Below are 17,953 nucleotides of genomic sequence, written 5' to 3'. Positions count from 1 at the left end.
GCTATTTGGTTATCACCCTTATAGGCTCTTGCCTGCGAAGGACTGGATGCCCGCGGCTGGGCGTCCCAGGCACAACATTAGTTTGAGGCATCGTTCTTGAATCGACTCGCGCGCGTCGTAACCGGTATCCAGGGGCTGGATGAGATCTTGAAGGGAGGCCTGGTTGCAGGTGCGTCCTATGTCATCCAGGGGCGTCCGGGTTCCGGCAAATCGATCATGGCCAACCAGATCGCCTTCAACCATGTGCGCGGTGGTGGGCGGGTTCTGTTCGCCACCATGCTGTCGGAAACCCACGAGCGGATGTTCCAGTTCTTTTCCACGCTGGATTTCTTCGACCGCTCCTGCATCGGCGACCAGGTCCAATACCTGAGTGCCTTCGACACCATGGAAGGTGAGGGGCTGGACGAGGTGGTCCGCCTGCTGCGTCGCGAGATCAGCCGGCAGAAGGCCAGTCTGCTGGTGGTCGATGGCCTGCTCAATGCCCGGTCGCGCGCGGAAACGCCGATCGACACCAAGAAATTCATCGCCGAGTTGCAGGGGCATGCGGCCTTTGCCGGTTGCACGGTCATCTTTCTCACCAGCGCGCGTCTCGAGGACGGCAGCCCGGAACACACCATGGTCGATGGTGTGCTGGATCTGCACGAGGAAGAAATCGGCAGTCGCACCATCCGCCGCCTGGCGTTGCGCAAGACCCGTGGCAGCGGCGCGCTGCCGGGCTTTCACGAATTCACCATCTCCGATGCCGGCATCACCGTGTTTCCGCGCCTCGAGGCGCTGTATCGCGATCCTTCGGCCGGCGCGACCTATCGCGTCGGTCACCAGCGCGTGCCCAGTGGCATGGCGTCGCTGGATGCGATGATCGAAAACGGCCTGCCGGAGAGTTCGACCACCCTGCTCATGGGGCCATCGGGTGCCGGCAAGACCTCCATCAGTCTCAACTTCCTGGCGGCCTCGACGCCGGAAGCGCCCGCGCTGATGTTCGGCTTCTACGAGCCCCCGGAGCGACTGCTGCTCAAGGCGAGTGCCCTGGGCCTCGATCTGGCCAGCCGGGTCGACGAGGGCGCCTTGCATCTGCACTGGCAACCGACCACCGAGATGCGCCTCGACGAGGTCGGTCTCGAGCTGCTGGCCATGGTCAGACGGCACGGCATCAAGCGGCTGGTGATCGACAGCCTGGGCGCCATCGCCCGCTTCGCCCTGCCGCAAGGACGGCTCATCGAATACTTCAGCGCGCTACTGAACGAGCTGCGCACCCAGGGCGTCACAGTTCTAGCCACCTGGGAGTTGCGTGACGTCTTTGGCGCGGACATCGCCGCGCCGGCGCCCGAACTTTCCAGCATGGTGGACAATCTGATTTTGCTGCGATTCGTCGAGGCCGAGGCCGAGATCAAGCGGGTGCTGTCGATCCTCAAGGTCAGGGACAGCATCTACGATCCAGCGCTGTGCGAACTGATCATCGACGACTCGGGAATCGAACTGAAAAAGGCATTCAAAGACATGGTGAAGGTACTTTCAGGTTCAGCCATGCCCTCCACACAACCATGATCGCGTCGGGTGGGAGAATCTCCAGATGACGACGATACTGGTAGTCGATGACGAATTCCTGATAGCGGACATCCTGGCCTTCGCCCTCGAAGACGAAGGCTACATGGTGGTCAAGGCGAGCAATGGTCGCCGAGCGCTTGACGTCTTCGATCGCGAACTACCGTCCCTGGTCATCACCGATTTCATGATGCCGGTGATGAACGGCCGCGAGCTGGCAGAGGCCCTGCGTGAACGTCAGGGCTTGCAGCATCTGCCCATTATCCTCATGAGCGGCGCCCAGGCGCATCTGGCTCAGGAGAGTTCGGAGCTGTTCGATTCCGTGTTTCAGAAGCCGTTCAACATCAGCGACATCGTCGATGCGGTGCACAAGCACCTAGTGACCCTGGAGCAATGACGAACCCATAGCAAAAAGGCCTGTCTAGACAGGCCTTTTTGCTATGGGGCTGGCGCAGCGGCCAGCCCCGCGTCTCCGATCAGGAGCGCGAAAGCAGTACGCCCAGCACGAAGCCGACGCCGCCGGCGATGGCCAGGGCAGTGAAGGGCTTGTCGGCGGTCACGTTGCGCGCGCAGTCGATGGCCTGGCCATACTGCTCCTGCAGCTTGCCTTCCAGCTGACGGGCCTTGCCCTGGGCTTGCCAGTCGGCATTGCCGGTCGCCGCGCCAAAGCTATCCTGGACCTTGCCGGTAGCGTCCTTGGCATTGCCTATGATCTGATCGGTATTCATAAATGCACCTCGTGTGGGAAAACGGGGGAGGTCATGCCAAGCGGCATGCTTCCTTTATTGATCCGCGCCAGACGCATTTCGTTCAGGTCAATTTGCTGTTCGCGACGTGTATCGCGGTTCCCTGCCGAGAGGATCCATGATCTCCAGCCGTTTTTCCGCCCTTTGCCTGCTGTCGCTCCTGGCGGGCTGCAGCACTCAGCAGCCGCCGGCCGAAGCCCCGACCGGGGCCGATGACCTCTTCGCCCGTCCTATCATCGCCGAGAGCGTTCTGCGCGAGGGTTCGCGTCTGCAGATGGCGCTCGCCCTGGCCGATGGCGGCTCCGCCCTGGTCTCCCTGGATTGCGTGGCTGACCAGGCCGAGTTGCTCTACCTGGATGGCGCTCAGCGGGTCTATCCGGGGCGGGTGAATGCCTATGCCGCGCCCTTGCCGTTGAGCGCGGCCAAGGTCGCGGCGCTCAAGCAGCGTCCCGATGTGGCGGCGCTCTGCGCCCGGCCCGCCAACGCCGACTGGCGCGCCCTCGCCAGGGGCCCCGGCGGCGACACCCTGGTGATTGATCGCAACAGCCTGGTGGACGATAACGGCGTGCGCCGTTTCTGGGCGGGTCAGCAACTGCCCGTCGTCCTGCAGACGCCACGCTACGGTGCTCCGGTGCGCCAGTGGCGCGAATCCCTGGCGGCCGACTGCACGGCGCGCCGTTACCTGCTACTGGCGCGCTACGGCCTGGACGATGCGGGGCGGGTGACCGATAGCCAGCCGAGCGCCCAGGGCCAGGAAGCCTTCACGGCGGCGCCGGCCGAACGGCGTACCCTGCTGGAAGCCGCCTGTGATCGGCGAGACGCCTTGTTGGCTACGCCGCGCATGGAAGAGGTCAGGGCCGCCGCCACACCGCCGGCTGCTCCGCCGCCTCCCGGCGAACTACCCGCGGCCCAGGCGCAGCCCCTGCAGGCGCTCAAGGCGTTGGCGCTGCCCGCGCCGCGGGTGGCTGTGCAGCGCTTCGTGGAGGAGGGCGAGAGCCGCTACGAAGGCCAGACCCATGCCTATCGCGAAGAGGTGCAGGTCAGCCCTGGCGCCCAGCCCGGACTGCTGCGCTTCAGTGCCCAGGGCAAGGCGGCCCGGGTCGATTCGCTCACCTGGCGCGGGCTGATCGACCTGGTACGCCGTACCCGTATCGACAACGGCAACCTGCCGGTGGAAGAAGTCGCCAGCCTGGATCAGCTGACCTTCAGCGGCGACTGGCGCGCCCTCGCCGTTGGCAGCCAGGTCGGTTACCAGGCGCGGCAGACCCTGACCGGCAATCTCAAGGGCGCCGAGCAGCGCGAGATCAGGCTGTCTTGCAAGGTGGTGGGCGACGGCGAGGCGCGCCGGGTATTGGCCAGCCTCAGCGGCCGGGCCAAGACCCTGGAGTGCCGGCATGGCGAGGCGGGCCATGGCCCCCTGAGTCGCTGGACCTACCTGGAGGACTACGGCTTCTTCCACCTGACCAGTGTCGGAGCCGGACGCGCCATGGGCCTGGAAAAGCACCTTAGCGACCTGCGATAGCCGGCCCAGAGCCCCTGGTCAGGCCGGGGGCTGCTGCATGAGGTCTGGAAGTTCCCAGGTGATATTTTCCTCAGAGGTAAATATTACTCTCTAAAAGGACTCTTTTTGGCGAATTAGTACTGGGAGTACGCTGTGTCTATCGAAACAGCACAACCAAGAGGTATTCGCTATGAAAGTCCTGGGTGTCCAAGCCATCGTCGCCGTCCTGTTCATGGGCCTGCTGTCGGGCACGGCGTCCGCCGCCAGCCGCGATATGTCGAGCAAGTCGATTCGCGCCAACGCTCAAGCCCAATTCCAGTCGGAGCATCCCAACCGGGTCTCCGCGCTCTACCAGAACAACGCCAACTAATCTGGCGGCTGTCTCGACGCCCCGGCGACCCACTCATCGCCGGGGTGTCGTCCTGTCTGGCCCCTTATCAGCCGGACTATCCATGTCTTCCCCCTCCGGTAACGTCGCTCCCTCAGCCCCCTGACCGTCTTCCATCCTTGCTGCGGCGGCTCCGGCACGGCAGGCTGTGCACCTCAGCTCAACGAGACAGGATGATGAAGATCGGCGAATTGGCCAGGCGCACCGATTGCGCCGTCGAGACCATCAGGTACTACGAGCGCGAAGGGCTGCTGAGTCCGGCGGCGCGCAGCAGCAGCAACTACCGCAGCTATGACGAAAGCCAGGTCGAGCGCCTGGTCTTCGTTCGCCATTGCCGGTCGCTGGACATGACGCTGGAAGAGATTCGCGCCCTGCTGGCCCTGCGCGATACCCGCGAACCCGGCTGCGCCCAGGTGGACGCCCTGATCGGCGACCATCTGCATCATGTCGAGGTGCGTATCCGCGAGTTGAATCAGCTGCGTGAACAGCTGGTGACCCTGAGGCGCCACTGCCAGGGAGAGGGCGAAGGGGACCGTTGCGGCATCCTGCGCGAACTCGGTCAGCCGGCGGCGCCATCGGCGACCACCGCCAGCTGCAGTGCGGCCGGGCACGCCCATGTGCCCGGCACCCACCGCCTGCATGACTAGCTAGGAATCAGAGCGCCTCTGCCCAGAGGTCGTACTCGTCGGCGTCGGTGACCCGCACCCAGACCTTGTCACCCGGCTTCAGCGGATTGGCGCTGTCGACATAGACGTTGCCGTCGATTTCCGGGGCATCGGCATAGGAACGGCCGATGGCGCCCTGGTCGTCCACCTCGTCGATCAGCACCTCGATCTCGCGACCGATCTTGAGCTGCAGGCGCGCGGCGGAGATGGCCTGCTGGTGCGCCATGAAGCGCTCCCAGCGCTCCTGCTTGACCTCGTCCGCAACCGGCTCCAGGCCCAGCTCGTTGGCGGGTGCGCCCTCGACCGGCGAGTACTGGAAGCAGCCGACGCGATCGAGCTGGGCCTCGGTGAGCCAGTCCAGCAGGTACTGGAAGTCTTCCTCGGTCTCGCCGGGAAAGCCGACGATGAAGGTAGAGCGGATGGTCAGCTCCGGGCAGATCTCGCGCCAGCGCTTGATGCGCGCCAGGGTCTTGTCCTCGAACGCCGGGCGCTTCATGGACTTGAGCACCTTGGGGCTGGCGTGCTGGAAGGGGATGTCCAGGTAGGGCAGCAGCTTGCCGGCGGCCATCAGCGGAATGACGTCGTCGACATTGGGGTAGGGGTAGACATAGTGCAGGCGCACCCAGACGCCCATGCCCGACAGCGCCTCGCACAGCTCCAGCATGCGCGTCTTGACCGGCTGGCCGTTCCAGAAGTCCAGCTTGTACTTGAGGTCGACGCCGTAGGCACTGGTGTCCTGGGAGATCACCAGCAGCTCCTTGACGCCGGCCTTGACCAGGCGCTCGGCCTCGGACAGCACGTCGCCCACCGGGCGGCTGACCAGCTTGCCGCGCATGGAGGGGATGATGCAGAAGCTGCAGCTGTGGTTGCAGCCTTCGGAAATCTTCAGGTAGGCGTAGTGGCGCGGGGTCAGCTTGATGCCCTGGGGCGGCACCAGATCGATCAGCGGATTGTGCTCCAGCTGCGGCGGGACCACCTCGTGCACGGCGCTGACCACCTGCTCGTACTGCTGCGGACCGGTCACCGCCAGCACGCTGGGATGCACGCCACGGATGTTGCCCTCGTCCACACCCATGCACCCGGTGACGATCACCTTGCCGTTCTCGGCGATGGCCTCGCCAATGGCGTCCAGGGACTCGGCCTTGGCGCTGTCGATGAAGCCGCAGGTGTTGACCACCACTACGTCGGCGTCTTCATAGGTCGGCACGATCTCGTAGCCTTCCATGCGCAGCTGGGTGAGGATGCGTTCGGAGTCGACGGTGGCCTTGGGACAGCCGAGGCTGACGAAACCGACCTTGGGGGCGGACGTTTGGATGGACATGGGCTAACCTCGGCGGGCGCTCAGGAGGCGCCTTGATCAAAAAACGCGCGATTCTAGCCATCTCTGCCGCTGCTTGGAAGGGGCAGGCAGGTCCTGGCGACCGCGCAGAGCTTTTTGCCGACCAAGGAGTCTATGGTGCTGGAAGCGCTGCGCTGAGAGGTTGCGCGCGCCACGCTACCGGCCTTTTCAACTTGATCCTGACGCCGCTTCGGCGCAGGATGCGCCGATTTTAGACTCTAGGAGCCCTGCATGAGCCGTCCGGAACACGAGCACGGTGGTAAAGCCCCTTCGGCCTTGGGAATGATCGTGCTCGCCACCGGTGTGGTATACGGCGACATCGGCACCAGTCCTCTCTATACCCTCAAGGAAGTCTTTTCGCCGCACTACGGCTTGCCGCTGAATCACGACAGTGTGCTCGGCATCCTGTCGCTGATCTTCTGGTCGCTCATCTGGGTCGTCACCCTCAAGTACATCACCTTCGTCATGCGTGCCGACAACCAGGGCGAGGGCGGCATCATGGCGCTCACCGCCCTGGCCCGGCGTGCCGCCCAGGGCTCGCCGCGCCTGGCCACCACCCTGGTGCTGCTGGGGCTGTTCGGCGCCGCACTCTTCTACGGCGACAGCATGATCACCCCGGCGGTCTCGGTGCTGTCGGCGGTGGAGGGTCTGGAACTGGCCTTCGATGGTCTGGAAGCCTGGGTGGTGCCCATCGCGCTGGTGATCCTGGTCGGCATCTTCGCCATCCAGAAGCGCGGTACCGCCACCATCGGCAAGTTCTTCGGGCCGGTGATGGTGCTCTGGTTCACCACCCTGGGCGCCCTGGGTGTCTATGGCATTGTCCAGCAGCCCGAGGTGCTCAAGGCCTTCAATCCCTACTGGGCGGTGCAATTCTTCGCCGATAACCCGGTGAAGGGCTTCATCGTGCTGGGCGCGGCGGTGCTGGCGCTGACCGGCGCCGAGGCGCTCTACGCCGACATGGGGCACTTCGGCCGCAAGCCCATCGCCCGGGCCTGGCTGCTGCTGGTGCTGCCGGGGCTGGTGCTCAACTACTTCGGTCAGGGCGCGCTGCTGCTCGCCGATCCCGCGGCGGTGCGCAATCCCTTCTATCTGCTGGCCCCGGAATGGCTGCTGCTGCCGATGATCGGCCTGGCGACCCTGGCCACCGTCATCGCCTCCCAGGCGGTGATCACCGGCGCCTTCTCCATGACCCGCCAGGCCATCCAGCTGGGCTACATCCCGCGCATGCAGATCCAGCACACCTCCAGCCAGGAGCAGGGGCAGATCTACATTCCGCTGATGAACTGGGCGCTGATGCTGGGGGTGATCTTCCTGATCCTGACCTTCCAGTCCTCGGCCAACCTGGCCGAAGCCTACGGTGTGGCGGTGACCGGCACCATGCTGATCACCAGCTGCCTGGTGTCGGCGGTGATCCTGCTGCTATGGAAATGGCCACGCTGGATCATGGTGCCGCTGCTGATCGGCTTCCTGCTGGTGGACGTGCTGTACTTCTCCGCCAATGCGCCGAAGATCTTTTCCGGCGGCTCCTTCCCGGTGATCGCCGGTATCGTCATCTTCATCCTGCTGACCACTTGGAAGCGGGGCCGGCAACTGGTGGTGGAGCGCCTGGATGACGGCGCGCTGCCGCTGCCGATCTTCATCAGCAGCATCCGCGCCCAACCGCCGTTCCGTGCCAAGGGCACCGCGGTGTTCCTGACCGCCCGTACCGACGTGGTCCCTCACGCCATGCTGCACAACCTGCTGCACAACCAGGTGCTGCACGAGCAGGTGGTGCTGCTCACGGTGCGCTACGAGGATCGTCCGCGGGTGTCGCGCGGCGAGCGCATGGAGGTCGAGGACTTCGGTGATGGCTTCTATCGGGTGGTGTTGCACTACGGCTTCATGGACGAACCGGACATTCCCCTGGCGCTCAGCCATTGCCCCTATCCGGGACTGGATTTCACGCCGATGCGTACCACCTACTTCCTCAGCCGGGAGACGGTCATCGCCTCCAAGCGCCTGGGCATGGCGCCCTGGCGCGAGAATCTCTTCGTCTTCCTGATGAAGAACGCCAACGGCAACCTGAGATTCTTCAAGCTGCCGGTGAACCGGGTGATCGAACTGGGTACCCAGGTCGAGATCTAGCCGAGCGCGAAAAGCACAAAGGCCCCAGCAGGGGCCTTTTCTTTGCCTAGTTTAACACTGGCGGGGGAAGGGCGTCGGGATCGGTGATGAAGGGCATCTGCCAGCTGTCGAGGGTCTGGCCGCGGCTCTCCAGCTCGCTGCGTACCGTGCCGATATAGCCGGCCAGGCGCAGGGGATCGGCGTAGTCCGCTTCGCCGAGCTGTTCTTCGGTATAGAGTGTCTTGCCCTGGGCATCCACCACGCCCAGTGCCAGGTCATGGCCATCCGCACCGGACGACACCACGCAGCCAAGGGGTTGGAAGGCATCCACCAGGATCTTGCTGGCGGCATCGGCGGAAAGCGGTGTGCTCATGTCGTGGGTCTCCGTGGCTGTTGCAGCCATAGACCGCGGGAGACCGGCTCCTTGTTCCGGCCGTTCGTCCGGGCCCGCAGGCCCGGACGGGATACGCTATTGCGGCGTACGGGCCTCGATGGCCTTGACCATGAAGTCGGCCAGCTTGTCGTAGTTCTCGTCGAAGTGGTGACCGCCCGGGCGGCCCAGCTTCTCGCCCGGCTGGCCCGGCTGGGTACAACCGCTGTCGTCCTTCTCTTCCTCGCCATAGACGCAGAACAGCTTGGCGGCGGGGATCTTGCTGGTTTCCGGCAGGGTGTCGGCTTCGTCACCCGGCTTGCCCAGCCAGCCTTCCACGGCGATCTCGAAGTTGCTCTTGCGGCTGAAAGCCAGCAGCAGCAGCGAGGTCACCTGGTCCTGATCCGCCTTCGGCAGGCGGTTGTAGACCGCCGGCAGGATGTCGGCACCAAAGGAGTAACCGGCCAGCACGAAGTGCTTGGCGTTCCACTTCTCGCGGTATTCCTGCATCAGGTTGGCCAGGTCGGCGGCCACCTGTTCCGGACTCTTGTGCTGCCAGAAGTAGCGCAGCGCATCCACGCCTACCACCGGATAGCCCGCTTCGTTCATGGCCTGGGCGGAGAGCCGGTCGATGTCGCGCCAGCCGCCGTCACCGGAGTAGAAGATGGTCACCACGTCGGGATGGCCGGGCTTGACGTCGGGATCGGCCGGCATCTCGATGGTCGGGATGTCGTTGTGCTGACCCAGCAGGCGGTTCTTGAGCTGGGTACGCAGCACCACCGGCAGGGCGGTGCCGTAGTCGGCGATGGTCAGGTCGGCGTTGCTCTGCTGGCGCACGAAGATCGCCGAATCATCGGTCGGATGATCGTTCCAGGCGATGTGCCACTGGCCGGCTGCCGCCTTGGCGGGCAGGGCGTCCGGGCAATCCAGGGTTTCCAGGTTGAAGCCGACGCTCAGGGCGGCGGCCTTCGGGTTGTCCCGGGTGGCCAGCCAGCGCCAGGCGCGGGCAGCGCCCGGGCCGATGCCGCCGACAAAGGTCGGCGCGCCGCTCAGCTGCTTGGCGGCGTTGGCGAAGTCGTCGTTCTGCGCCTGGCAGTTGTTGGAGACCTGGACCTCGTACTGGACGATCTCGGCGCCGGTGTTGGTCGCCAGCCCCAGCAGATCGGCGTCCGCCAGCTGCAGATCCGCAGGTGTGGCCAGAACCACGCGAGCGTGTGGCTCGCCCTTGGGCGCGGCCATGGTCAGCAGGCGACCGTCCGGCTGCGCCATGACCTTGACCTGGGGCGCCGAGGGCCAGCGATGGAGCCACCACCAGCCGAGGCCCCCCGCGATCAGCAGGATGACGAGCAGTACTGCGAGTGCACGTTTCAGCATAGGAGTCTCAACGTTTGACCAGGCCGGTATAACCCCCGGCGATTAGGGCGGCGGTATCGGCGAAGGCGACCAGGGGGTCCAGGCCGGCGGGGACCGCCATGTAGCGCGGTTCCCATTCCGGATCGAACTTGTCCTTGAAGCGGCGCAACCCCTGGAAGTTATAGAACTGTTCGCCACGTCTGAACACCATGGCGCCCAGACGCTGGGTGATGGGGGCGCCGCGGCGGGGATGCAGGCCGGCCAGCGGGACCATGCCCAGGGAGAAGCGCGCGAAGCCGGCGGCCTTGAAGTGCAGGATCAGCCCGAGCATGAGGAATTCCATGGTCTGCTTGGGCGCATCCGCGGTGACCCGCATCAGGTCGATGCTGGCCAGATCCGGGCGTTCGGTCTCCAGGAGGTTGGCGAAGGCCACCGCCTTGCCCTGGAAGCGCACCACGGCGATGCGGAAGTGCCTGAGATAGGTCGGATCGAAGCGACCCAGGGAAAAGCCCTTCTCGCGCACCTGCTTGCTTTCCAGCCAGACGTCGGAGATGGCCTTGAGCTCGTCCAGGGGCGCCTCGCCCGGGGCGTGGAATTCGATGGCCAGGCCATCGCGCTGACCACGATTCCAGGTGTATCTGAGGTCCTTCTTGCCCTTGCTGTCGAGATCGAAGGCATGCAAGTCGACCCGCGCCTCTTCGCCGAGCTTGAGCGCGGTGAGACCGATGTCCATGTAGAAGGGCAGGTTCTCCGCCCGTACCTGGTAGAACACCGGGCGTGCATGGTGCAGGTCGCAGAGGTCGCGGAATTTCCAGATCAGCTCGGCGCGGGGCTGGGAGCGGCCGATGGGATCGAACAGGGCGATCAGGCTGCGGCCCCGCCGTCCGTACATCAGGAAGGCATCGTCGCTTTCGTGGAAGAGCAGGGCCTTGTCCCCGGTCATCACCAGGCCGCCATCCGGCTGGCTGGACTTGCGCACGATGCCGAAGGCGCGCTCGAGCTCGGCGCCGGTGGGCGCTTCGATGGGCGGCGGCGCGGCGCGCAGCAGCCAGCCCAGGGCGATGATCAGCAGCAGGACGGAGCTGCCCAGGGCGGCCCGCAGGCCGCGCGGGGCATCGGCGTCCAGCGCGAATTGCCACCACAGACGCGTTTCGTAGGGGACATCCTGGTAGGCGAACAGCAGCAGCCACACCGAGGCGGCGACCACGCAGATGCTGGCGGTCACGTACAGCGGCGAGAAGGGCTGCTCCATCAGCCGGCTGCGGCGATAGAAGGATTTACGAAAGATGGCGAGCAGCGCGGCCGTCATCGCCAGAATGGAGGCTTCCTCCCAGTCGAAACCTTTCAACAGGGACAGCAGGCAGCCCAGCAGCAGCAAAACCAAGGTCACCGCCCAAGCCGCGGAGAGGCGCCGGCGCAATCCCTGCGCCAGCAATAGACAGACGACGCCGATCAGGCTCGCGCCCAGGTGGGAGGCATCGATCAGCCGCTGGGGGAGCAGGAAGTCCATACCCTCCAGGCGGGTGTCTATTTCAGGGGTGACCCCAGAAAAAAGCAGCACCACCCCAGAAAAAAAAACCAGGATGGCGAGGATGGGTGCGGCCAGGCCGGAGGCGACCCGTACGGCCGGGCTGTTCGACAGCAGGCGCCGGCCTTCGCTGAACAGCAGCACCAGGCAGGCGATCACGAACGGCAGCAGCACATAGAAGAGGCGGTAGACCACCAGCGCCGCGGCTAGCTGCGCGGCGCCCAGCTCATTGGCGAAGGCGGCCAGCAGTACCGCTTCGAACACGCCGACACCGCCTGGAACATGGCTGAGCACCCCGGCGGCCAGGGCCAGCAGGTAGACCAGCAGGAAGGCACCGAAGGGCGGCGCCGTGGGCAGCAATAGATAGAGCACCATCGAGGCGGCGGTCACGTCGAGGATGGTGATCACCAGCTGCAGCACGGACAGCCGCAGGGTCGGCAGGCGCAGGGCGCGCTTGCCGATGCGGAAGTGCAGGGCATGGGCGCACGGCTGCTCGGGCGCGCGCCAGCGACGCAGCGCCAGGATGCCCACGGCATAGCCGATCAGGATCAGGGCAGCCACCGTGACGATGACCGCTTCCGGCACGCGCAGGGCCTGGGTGGAGGCCGGCAGGTTGGTCAGGGCGGCGATGGCGGCCAGCGGCGGCAGGGCGGTGCCCAGCGCCAGACTGGAGAATACCGTCATCTGCGCCACTTCCAGGGCACTGAGCCCCTGACGGGCATAGAGGCGATAGCGCACCGAGCCGCCGGACAGCATGGACAGGCCGATCGCGTTGCCGATGGCGAAGGCGGTAAGACCACCCATGGTCCAGGTGCGGGCCGGCAACTTGACGTCGGCGAAGCGCATGGCCGACCACTCGTAACCGAGCAGGATGGTGAAACCGGCGGCCGCGGCGATGAGGGCGCCGATCAGCGAGGAATGGGGGATATCGTGGAGGGCATCGTGAAGGGCTTCGCCATCGATGCTGCTGAGCAGGTGCCAGCAGACCACCAAGGCGGCGGCGAACAGTACCAGGGTGACGCCCAGTTCGATGGGTTGTCGATAGGCCGTCAACCGCTCCAGAAGGCGCCAGGGTAGCGCTTGAGGGGGCGCTACGGGGTGGTCCGCAGGGGATGCCGGCTTCGAGGAGACCTCTTTGGCTGGATCAGGTGCAGTCATGCAAACTCCTCTAGACAGGAACGCGCGTCAGATTACTGGTCGCGCGCGGTTTGCCAAGCCTTGTACAGATAAAAAAGCTCTATACCAACCTTTGTAGCTCTTGCAGCTGCCAAGTTCGCACCGCTTGGATCTGACCTGGGTCAAATTCAGCGCAAAAAAAAACCACTCAAGAGAGTGGTTTTTTCGAATTTGGTTGCGGGAGCTGGATTTGAACCAACGACCTTCGGGTTATGAGCCCGACGAGCTACCAGACTGCTCCATCCCGCGTCCGATGGGGCTCAGTATAGGGCCAAGAAAAAATTCGTCAAGAAAAATTTAATAGCGATCAAAGGCTTATTTACCAAGCAAGGGCGGGCCTACTTGTCGCCGTCGCTTTTCTGCATCTGCACGGATGCCTTTTCACCGCTCGAGCGATTCTGTTGATCCGACTGGTCGCGATCGAAGCAGCCACCCAGCATGAGGCTGAGGAGCAGGGCGGAGGACAGGAATAGAGGGCGTTTCATGAGGGTTCTCCTAGAGGTACGTCCTCAGTCGACCTGTCCTGGCGGCAAAGAGTCCGGAAACCCGATGAGAGTGCCTCTTCGATCAAGTGAGAAGGTGATAGCAAAACGCCGCTAAGCGGTTAAGGCGGGTGGTGGCCATGTGCTACCCTTGATGAGTGTTATGGAGAACCTCATGCAGCCTTCCCAGGATTCGAGTTGTCTGGATCAGCGCATCATGCGCGTGATGGATCACGATATAGCGACACTGGTCGCCCAGTTGTGCAATCTTTCCCTGGCGCTCACCGGCAGCAGTGCCAAAGGCGCGGCGGAGATGGCACTTCAGGTCGTGGAGAAAGTCGAATTGCTCGTCGACGACATGCAGACGCTCCGCGCCGCTGCGCAGGAATTGCTGGACACCACGTCCCGCCATGTTCGCTCCGGCCATATAGAAGATCGGACCGCCATCGCCGGCGACGAGAGTGCACCTTTCGACGATGGGCAGCGCGACCGGACCGTTTGACCAGGAAAGTCCGAGGGGCCGCCATGAATCTCCTGCTGGAAACCTTGCTCCACCATCTCCAGGGCCTGGGTCGCATCGAGTTCTTCGAGCGCAGCGAGCATTTCGCACGATTGATGATCACCACACCCGACGGCGTGATCGCCGAACGCCACCTTTATTACGATCAGCTGCACCACGCCCACGATCTCAAGGCGGTGGTCGATGAGCTGCGCGAAGAGGTCGTGCACCGGCAACGCCTGCTGCAAGACGTCGGTTGACGGGTGATTCGTCGTTCGCCATGGACAAATCCGGGCGGTCTTGGCTTACTGTACGGATAATCAGCCGTCATGCCCGGCCCGGCATCTCCTCCCATGGCTCCGGACACTTCTCCCGCCCAGCTCCCACCCAAGCGCCAGCGCAAGATCATCCATGTCGACTGTGACTGCTTCTATGCGTCCATCGAGATGCGTGACGATCCGCGCCTGGGCGGCAAGCCGCTGGCGGTAGGCGGGACCCCCGATCGGCGCGGGGTGGTCGCCACCTGCAACTACGAAGCCCGGGCCTTCGGGGTGCGTTCGGCCATGTCCTCCCATCAGGCGCAGAAACTCTGTCCCGACCTGGTGTTCGTCAAGCCGCGCTTCGAGGTCTACAAGGAGGTGTCGCGGCAGATCCACGGGATCTTCCAGGACTACACCGAGCTGATCGAGCCGCTGTCCCTCGACGAAGCCTACCTGGATGTCACCCAGTGTGAGCTGTTCAATGGCAGCGCTACCCTGATCGCCCGTGATATCCGCAGGCGGGTGTGGCAGGAGCTCAACATCACGGTGTCCGCCGGGGTCGCGCCCAACAAGTTTCTCGCCAAGATCGCCAGCGACTGGAAAAAGCCCAACGGGCTGTTCGTCATCGCTCCCCACGAGGTGGCTGACTTCGTCGCCGCGCTGCCGGTGGCCAAGCTGCACGGCGTCGGCAAGGTCACCGCCGACAAGCTCAAGCGTCGCGGCATCGTCCTCTGCAGCGATCTGCATACTTGGTCGCGCTTCGATCTGCTGCGCGAATTCGGCAGCTTCGGCGAGCGCCTCTGGTCGCTGGCCCATGGCATCGACGAGCGCCAGGTCAAGGTGGACAGCCAGCGGCAGTCGGCCAGCGTGGAACGCACCTATGACCGCGACCTGCCCGACGCTGCCGCCTGTGCACAGGAATTGCCCGACTTGCTGGCCAAGCTCGAAGAGCGCCTGACGCGGCTGGCGGACCGCTATCGCCCGGAGCGGCCCTTCATCAAGGTCAAATTCCACGACTTCACCCAGACCACCCTGGAGCAGCAGGGCGCCGGTCGCGATCTCGACAGTTATCGGCGCCTGCTGGAGCAGGCCTACCGCCGGGGCAATCGGCCGGTACGGCTGCTGGGCGTGGGCGTGCGCCTGACCGATCTGCGCGAGGCGGCGCTGCAGCTGAGGCTGTTCGAGGACTAGCCCGCTAGAGCGGGCTCTTGGCCTGGGTCGACAGATTGACGATGGCCGCGTCCAGTTCTTCCAGCGCCGGGCTGGAGGTGGGAGCGCCCTGCTTGAGCAGGGTTTCGCTGTGCTGGCAGGCCGCGCGCAGCTGGGGTACGCCACAATAGCGGGTGGCGCCATGCAGGCGGTGAACACGCTCGATGAGGGCGATCCGATCGCCGTCTTCGCGGGCCTGGCGGATGGCCTGGCGATCCGCGGCCAGGGAGGCGAGCAGCATGCTCAGGAGATCCTTGGCCAGATCCGGCTTGTTGGCGGCCAGCCGCAGGCCTTCGTCGGCATCCATTACCGGCAGGGTGGAGATGTCCTGGCCACCGCTGTTGAGGCTGGTGACCTCGGGCGCCGAGCTGTGCAGCAGGCGCAGGCCGGTCCACTTGAGGATGACCTGGGCCAGTTGCCGATCGCTGATCGGCTTGGTGAGGTAGTCGTCCATGCCGCTCTGCAGCAGCGCGCGTTTCTCGTTGGCCATGGCGTGGGCGGTGAGGGCGACGATGGGCACCGGGGTGCCGCCCTCGCTGGCTTCCCAGTCGCGGATCGCCTCGGTGGCCTGGCGTCCGTCCATGCCGGGCATCTGCACGTCCATGAACACCAGGTCGAAGCGCTCCTGCTGCACCGCTTCCACCGCGGCATAGCCGCTTTCCACCGCCGTGACCTGGGCGCCCAGGTCGGTCAGCAGGGTCTCCACCAGCAGCAGGTTGGCCGGATTGTCGTCCACGCAGAGCAGTCGCGGCGGGCGGTCGGTGATGCCCAGGCCACCGCTTTCGTTGCGCTGCGGCCGCTGGTTGAGCAATTCGGCCACCGCCTGCTCCAGCTTGCGACTGCAGGCCGGTTTGGAATGCAGCTGGCAATGGACATCGGGCAGCGAGGCATGGAAGACCGCCTGGTCAGTGGTCGGGCAATAGACCAGGGTGTTGCAGTCCTGGCGGCCCAGTTCCCAGATGCGCTCGGTGAGCAGATCCGGCGGAATGCTGCGGGCGCTGACGCCGAGTACCGCCAGGCTGACCGGCAACTTGCCGGAGGCCGGATGGGCGACGGCTTCGCTGAGCTGCTCGAGGGTCTCGAACGGCTCCACGCTCAGGCCGCATTCTTCCAGCTGGTGCTGCAGCGCCTGGCGGGTGAGGGGGTGGGGCTCCACCAGGCCGACGCGGCGACCGGCCAGGGCGATGCGCTTGTGACTCTCGACGCTGCCGTGGGCCTTGGGCAGGTTGAGGGTGATCCAGAATTCCGAGCCCTCGCCGGGGATGCTCTCCAGGCCGATCTCGCCGCCCATCTGCTCGATCAGGCGCTTGGAGATGACCAGGCCGAGGCCGGTGCCGCCGGCCTGGCGGGTCAGGGAGTTGTCTGCCTGGGAGAAGGCCTGGAACAGCATCTGCCGGTCTTCGTCGGTGAGGCCGACGCCGGTGTCCTGGACGCTGATGCGCAGCTGGGCGTGGTCGTCGGTCTCTTCCTCGACCATGGCACGCACGGCGATGGTGCCGGAGTGGGTGAACTTGATGGCATTGCTCACCAGGTTGGTGAGCACCTGGCGCAGACGCTGCGGATCGCCGACCAGGTGGGTCGGGGTGTCGCGATAGACCAGGCAGACCAGTTCCAGGTGCTTCTCATGGGCCGAGGGCGCCAGGATGGTCAGGGTGTCCTGGATCATGTCGCGCAGGTTGAACGGCAGATTCTCCAGCACCAGCTTGCCGGCTTCGATCTTCGAGAAGTCGAGGATCTCGTTGATGATGCCCAGCAGGCTCTCGGCGGAATTCTGGATGGTGCTCAGGTAATCCTGCTGGCGCGGGGTCAGTTCGCTCTTTTGCATCAGGTTGGTGAAGCCGATGATGCCGTTGAGCGGGGTGCGGATCTCGTGGCTCATGTTGGCCAGGAATTCCGACTTGATGCGGCTGGCCTCCAGCGCGGCCTTGCGCGCCAGATCCAGCTCGATGTTCTGGATCTCGATGGTCTCCAGATTCTGGCGCACGTCCTCGGTGGCCTGGTCGATGTTGTTCTGCATCTCGAACTGGGCGTTTTCCATGGCCTCGGCCATGCGATTGATGCCGGTGGCCAGTTCGTCGAATTCGGGACTGCCGAGCTGGGTCGGCAGGCGGGTCTCCAGGCGACCTTCCTGCAGCTGGCTGACGCCCTGGGCGATCACCTGCAGCGGTCGGTTGATGCGCCGACCCATGCGCACCGCGATGAAGGCGGTGAAGGCCAGGCCGAGCAGGATCAGCAGGAGGCCGGCCACCAGGTTGCGATAGCCGCGCAGCAGGGTGGCGTGATGGGAGAGTTCGAGCTGGATCCAGCCCAGCGTCTGGGGGGTGGCCGGGCTGCCGTCGCTGCGGGTCAGGCGCAGGTCGTGGGTCTGCACCGGCAGGTTGAAGTGGGTGATGTCCAGACCGGATCTCATGCTGATGGTCTGGTAGTCGCGCCCGGTGAGCTCCACCGTCATCGAGGGGCCGGCATGGGCGAGGACGTTGCCGTCGGCATCCAGGAAGGTGATGGCGCGGACATCGGCCTGGTCGAGGGCGCGCTGGGCGATGCGGTTGAGCTGGTCGTTGTCGCCGGTGCGCATGGCCGGGGCGATGAGCGGCGCCATCTGCTGAGCCACCAGCTGGCCGTGCTCGATGAGCTGGCTGCGCATGTCGGACAGCTGCACCCAGCTGAAGTAGACCCCCAGCAGGGCCGCCATGCAGCAGGTCGGGAGGACGCTCAACAGCAGGATGCGCCCCTTGAGTCCCAATTCGTCCAGCACTGCACGTCCCCCAAAGGAAATTTGGCCAGTCTAACCC

General features: G+C 64.9%; 16 protein-coding genes and 1 tRNA gene. 9 read left to right on the top strand and 8 right to left on the bottom strand.

Going from position 1 to position 17,953, the window contains the following annotated elements; translation table 11 throughout:
- The first annotated feature begins 96 nt into the window (after nt 1-96).
- Nucleotides 97-1,545, top strand: a complete 1,449-nt coding sequence (locus DBY63_RS01405; protein ID WP_108581098.1) for an ATPase domain-containing protein — start codon at nt 97-99, stop codon at nt 1,543-1,545.
- Between the two features lie 25 nt (nt 1,546-1,570).
- Nucleotides 1,571-1,939 (top strand): response regulator, encoded by a 369-nt coding sequence (locus tag DBY63_RS01400; protein ID WP_007158982.1) that lies wholly within the window; start codon nt 1,571-1,573, stop codon nt 1,937-1,939.
- 79 nt (nt 1,940-2,018) lie between these two features.
- On the opposite strand, the gene DBY63_RS01395 is transcribed toward DBY63_RS01400, so the two are convergent.
- Nucleotides 2,019-2,270: a CsbD family protein gene (locus DBY63_RS01395; protein WP_007158981.1), complete on the bottom strand. Its 252-nt coding sequence runs from the start codon at nt 2,268-2,270 to the stop codon at nt 2,019-2,021.
- 136 nt (nt 2,271-2,406) lie between these two features.
- Here DBY63_RS01395 and DBY63_RS01390 point away from each other — a divergent pair, with 136 nt between their 5' ends.
- The 3 genes from DBY63_RS01390 to cadR all read left to right on the top strand — a co-directional run bounded on the left by DBY63_RS01390 (nt 2,407) and on the right by cadR (nt 4,824).
- Complete coding sequence (locus DBY63_RS01390) at nt 2,407-3,810, top strand: hypothetical protein (RefSeq protein ID WP_027599863.1); 1,404 nt, start codon at nt 2,407-2,409, stop codon at nt 3,808-3,810.
- A 169-nt stretch (nt 3,811-3,979) separates the two neighbouring features.
- Nucleotides 3,980-4,159 carry a hypothetical protein gene (locus DBY63_RS01385; RefSeq protein WP_007158979.1) on the top strand — a complete coding sequence of 60 codons (180 nt, stop codon included), beginning with the start codon at nt 3,980-3,982 and terminating at the stop codon, nt 4,157-4,159.
- A 194-nt stretch (nt 4,160-4,353) separates the two neighbouring features.
- Entirely contained in the window at nt 4,354-4,824 is a 471-nt protein-coding gene (gene cadR / locus DBY63_RS01380; RefSeq protein WP_042133376.1) for a Cd(II)/Pb(II)-responsive transcriptional regulator, read from the top strand.
- 7 nt (nt 4,825-4,831) lie between these two features.
- On the opposite strand, the gene rimO is transcribed toward cadR, so the two are convergent.
- Entirely contained in the window at nt 4,832-6,157 is a 1,326-nt protein-coding gene (rimO, locus tag DBY63_RS01375) for a 30S ribosomal protein S12 methylthiotransferase RimO (protein WP_027599861.1), read from the bottom strand.
- 306 nt (nt 6,158-6,463) lie between these two features.
- Between rimO and DBY63_RS01370 the strand changes: the two genes are divergently transcribed.
- A complete protein-coding gene (locus DBY63_RS01370) occupies nt 6,464-8,305 on the top strand; it encodes a potassium transporter Kup (protein WP_007158976.1) in 1,842 nt (613 codons plus the stop codon).
- A gap of 46 nt (nt 8,306-8,351) precedes the next feature.
- Here the strand turns inward: DBY63_RS01370 and DBY63_RS01365 are convergent, their stop codons facing one another.
- The 5 genes from DBY63_RS01365 to DBY63_RS24945 form a co-directional block, all read right to left on the bottom strand.
- Complete coding sequence (locus tag DBY63_RS01365) at nt 8,352-8,657, bottom strand: hypothetical protein (protein WP_108581097.1); 306 nt, start codon at nt 8,655-8,657, stop codon at nt 8,352-8,354.
- A gap of 96 nt (nt 8,658-8,753) precedes the next feature.
- Nucleotides 8,754-10,028: an AcvB/VirJ family lysyl-phosphatidylglycerol hydrolase gene (locus tag DBY63_RS01360; RefSeq protein WP_108581096.1), complete on the bottom strand. Its 1,275-nt coding sequence runs from the start codon at nt 10,026-10,028 to the stop codon at nt 8,754-8,756.
- Between the two features lie 7 nt (nt 10,029-10,035).
- Nucleotides 10,036-12,693, bottom strand: a complete 2,658-nt coding sequence (mprF, locus tag DBY63_RS01355; protein WP_027599857.1) for a bifunctional lysylphosphatidylglycerol flippase/synthetase MprF — start codon at nt 12,691-12,693, stop codon at nt 10,036-10,038.
- Between the two features lie 190 nt (nt 12,694-12,883).
- A tRNA-Met gene (locus DBY63_RS01350) sits at nt 12,884-12,960 on the bottom strand.
- Nucleotides 12,961-13,049: 89 nt separating this feature from the next.
- On the bottom strand, nt 13,050-13,196 hold the full coding sequence (locus tag DBY63_RS24945) for a hypothetical protein (RefSeq protein ID WP_177411418.1): 147 nt from the start codon (nt 13,194-13,196) through the stop codon (nt 13,050-13,052).
- A 172-nt stretch (nt 13,197-13,368) separates the two neighbouring features.
- Here DBY63_RS24945 and DBY63_RS01345 point away from each other — a divergent pair, with 172 nt between their 5' ends.
- From DBY63_RS01345 to dinB, 3 genes are all read left to right on the top strand, one after another.
- The gene (locus DBY63_RS01345) at nt 13,369-13,695 is read left to right on the top strand and encodes a hypothetical protein (RefSeq protein ID WP_042133380.1); all 327 of its coding nucleotides are present in this window, start codon (nt 13,369-13,371) and stop codon (nt 13,693-13,695) included.
- Between the two features lie 23 nt (nt 13,696-13,718).
- Complete coding sequence (locus DBY63_RS01340; RefSeq protein WP_007158971.1) at nt 13,719-13,952, top strand: hypothetical protein; 234 nt, start codon at nt 13,719-13,721, stop codon at nt 13,950-13,952.
- Between the two features lie 93 nt (nt 13,953-14,045).
- Complete coding sequence (dinB, locus tag DBY63_RS01335) at nt 14,046-15,143, top strand: DNA polymerase IV (protein ID WP_108581094.1); 1,098 nt, start codon at nt 14,046-14,048, stop codon at nt 15,141-15,143.
- Nucleotides 15,144-15,147: 4 nt separating this feature from the next.
- On the opposite strand, the gene DBY63_RS01330 is transcribed toward dinB, so the two are convergent.
- Nucleotides 15,148-17,916, bottom strand: a complete 2,769-nt coding sequence (locus tag DBY63_RS01330; protein ID WP_007158969.1) for a response regulator — start codon at nt 17,914-17,916, stop codon at nt 15,148-15,150.
- Nucleotides 17,917-17,953: the final 37 nt, after the last annotated feature.

The sequence above is a fragment of the Pseudomonas sp. RIT411 genome (assembly GCF_003057735.2).
In the GTDB taxonomy this organism is placed as follows: Bacteria; Pseudomonadota; Gammaproteobacteria; order Pseudomonadales; family Pseudomonadaceae; genus Chryseomonas; species Chryseomonas oryzihabitans.
Note: the sequence above shows the minus strand (reverse complement) of the source record. Positions and strands in the feature narration are given on the sequence as shown.

Coding starts and splice junctions, on each gene's coding strand:
- DBY63_RS01370 (WP_007158976.1), top strand. CDS start 6,464: ATGATCGTGCTCGCCACCGGTGTGGTATACGGCGACATCGGCACCAGT.
- DBY63_RS01395 (WP_007158981.1), bottom strand. CDS start 2,270: ATGAATACCGATCAGATCATAGGCAATGCCAAGGACGCTACCGGCAAG.
- DBY63_RS01340 (WP_007158971.1), top strand. CDS start 13,719: ATGAATCTCCTGCTGGAAACCTTGCTCCACCATCTCCAGGGCCTGGGT.
- DBY63_RS01345 (WP_042133380.1), top strand. CDS start 13,369: ATGCAGCCTTCCCAGGATTCGAGTTGTCTGGATCAGCGCATCATGCGC.
- DBY63_RS01390 (WP_027599863.1), top strand. CDS start 2,407: ATGATCTCCAGCCGTTTTTCCGCCCTTTGCCTGCTGTCGCTCCTGGCG.
- dinB (WP_108581094.1), top strand. CDS start 14,046: ATGGCTCCGGACACTTCTCCCGCCCAGCTCCCACCCAAGCGCCAGCGC.
- mprF (WP_027599857.1), bottom strand. CDS start 12,693: ATGACTGCACCTGATCCAGCCAAAGAGGTCTCCTCGAAGCCGGCATCC.
- DBY63_RS24945 (WP_177411418.1), bottom strand. CDS start 13,196: ATGAAACGCCCTCTATTCCTGTCCTCCGCCCTGCTCCTCAGCCTCATG.
- DBY63_RS01360 (WP_108581096.1), bottom strand. CDS start 10,028: ATGCTGAAACGTGCACTCGCAGTACTGCTCGTCATCCTGCTGATCGCG.
- DBY63_RS01365 (WP_108581097.1), bottom strand. CDS start 8,657: ATGAGCACACCGCTTTCCGCCGATGCCGCCAGCAAGATCCTGGTGGAT.
- DBY63_RS01400 (WP_007158982.1), top strand. CDS start 1,571: ATGACGACGATACTGGTAGTCGATGACGAATTCCTGATAGCGGACATC.
- DBY63_RS01385 (WP_007158979.1), top strand. CDS start 3,980: ATGAAAGTCCTGGGTGTCCAAGCCATCGTCGCCGTCCTGTTCATGGGC.
- cadR (WP_042133376.1), top strand. CDS start 4,354: ATGAAGATCGGCGAATTGGCCAGGCGCACCGATTGCGCCGTCGAGACC.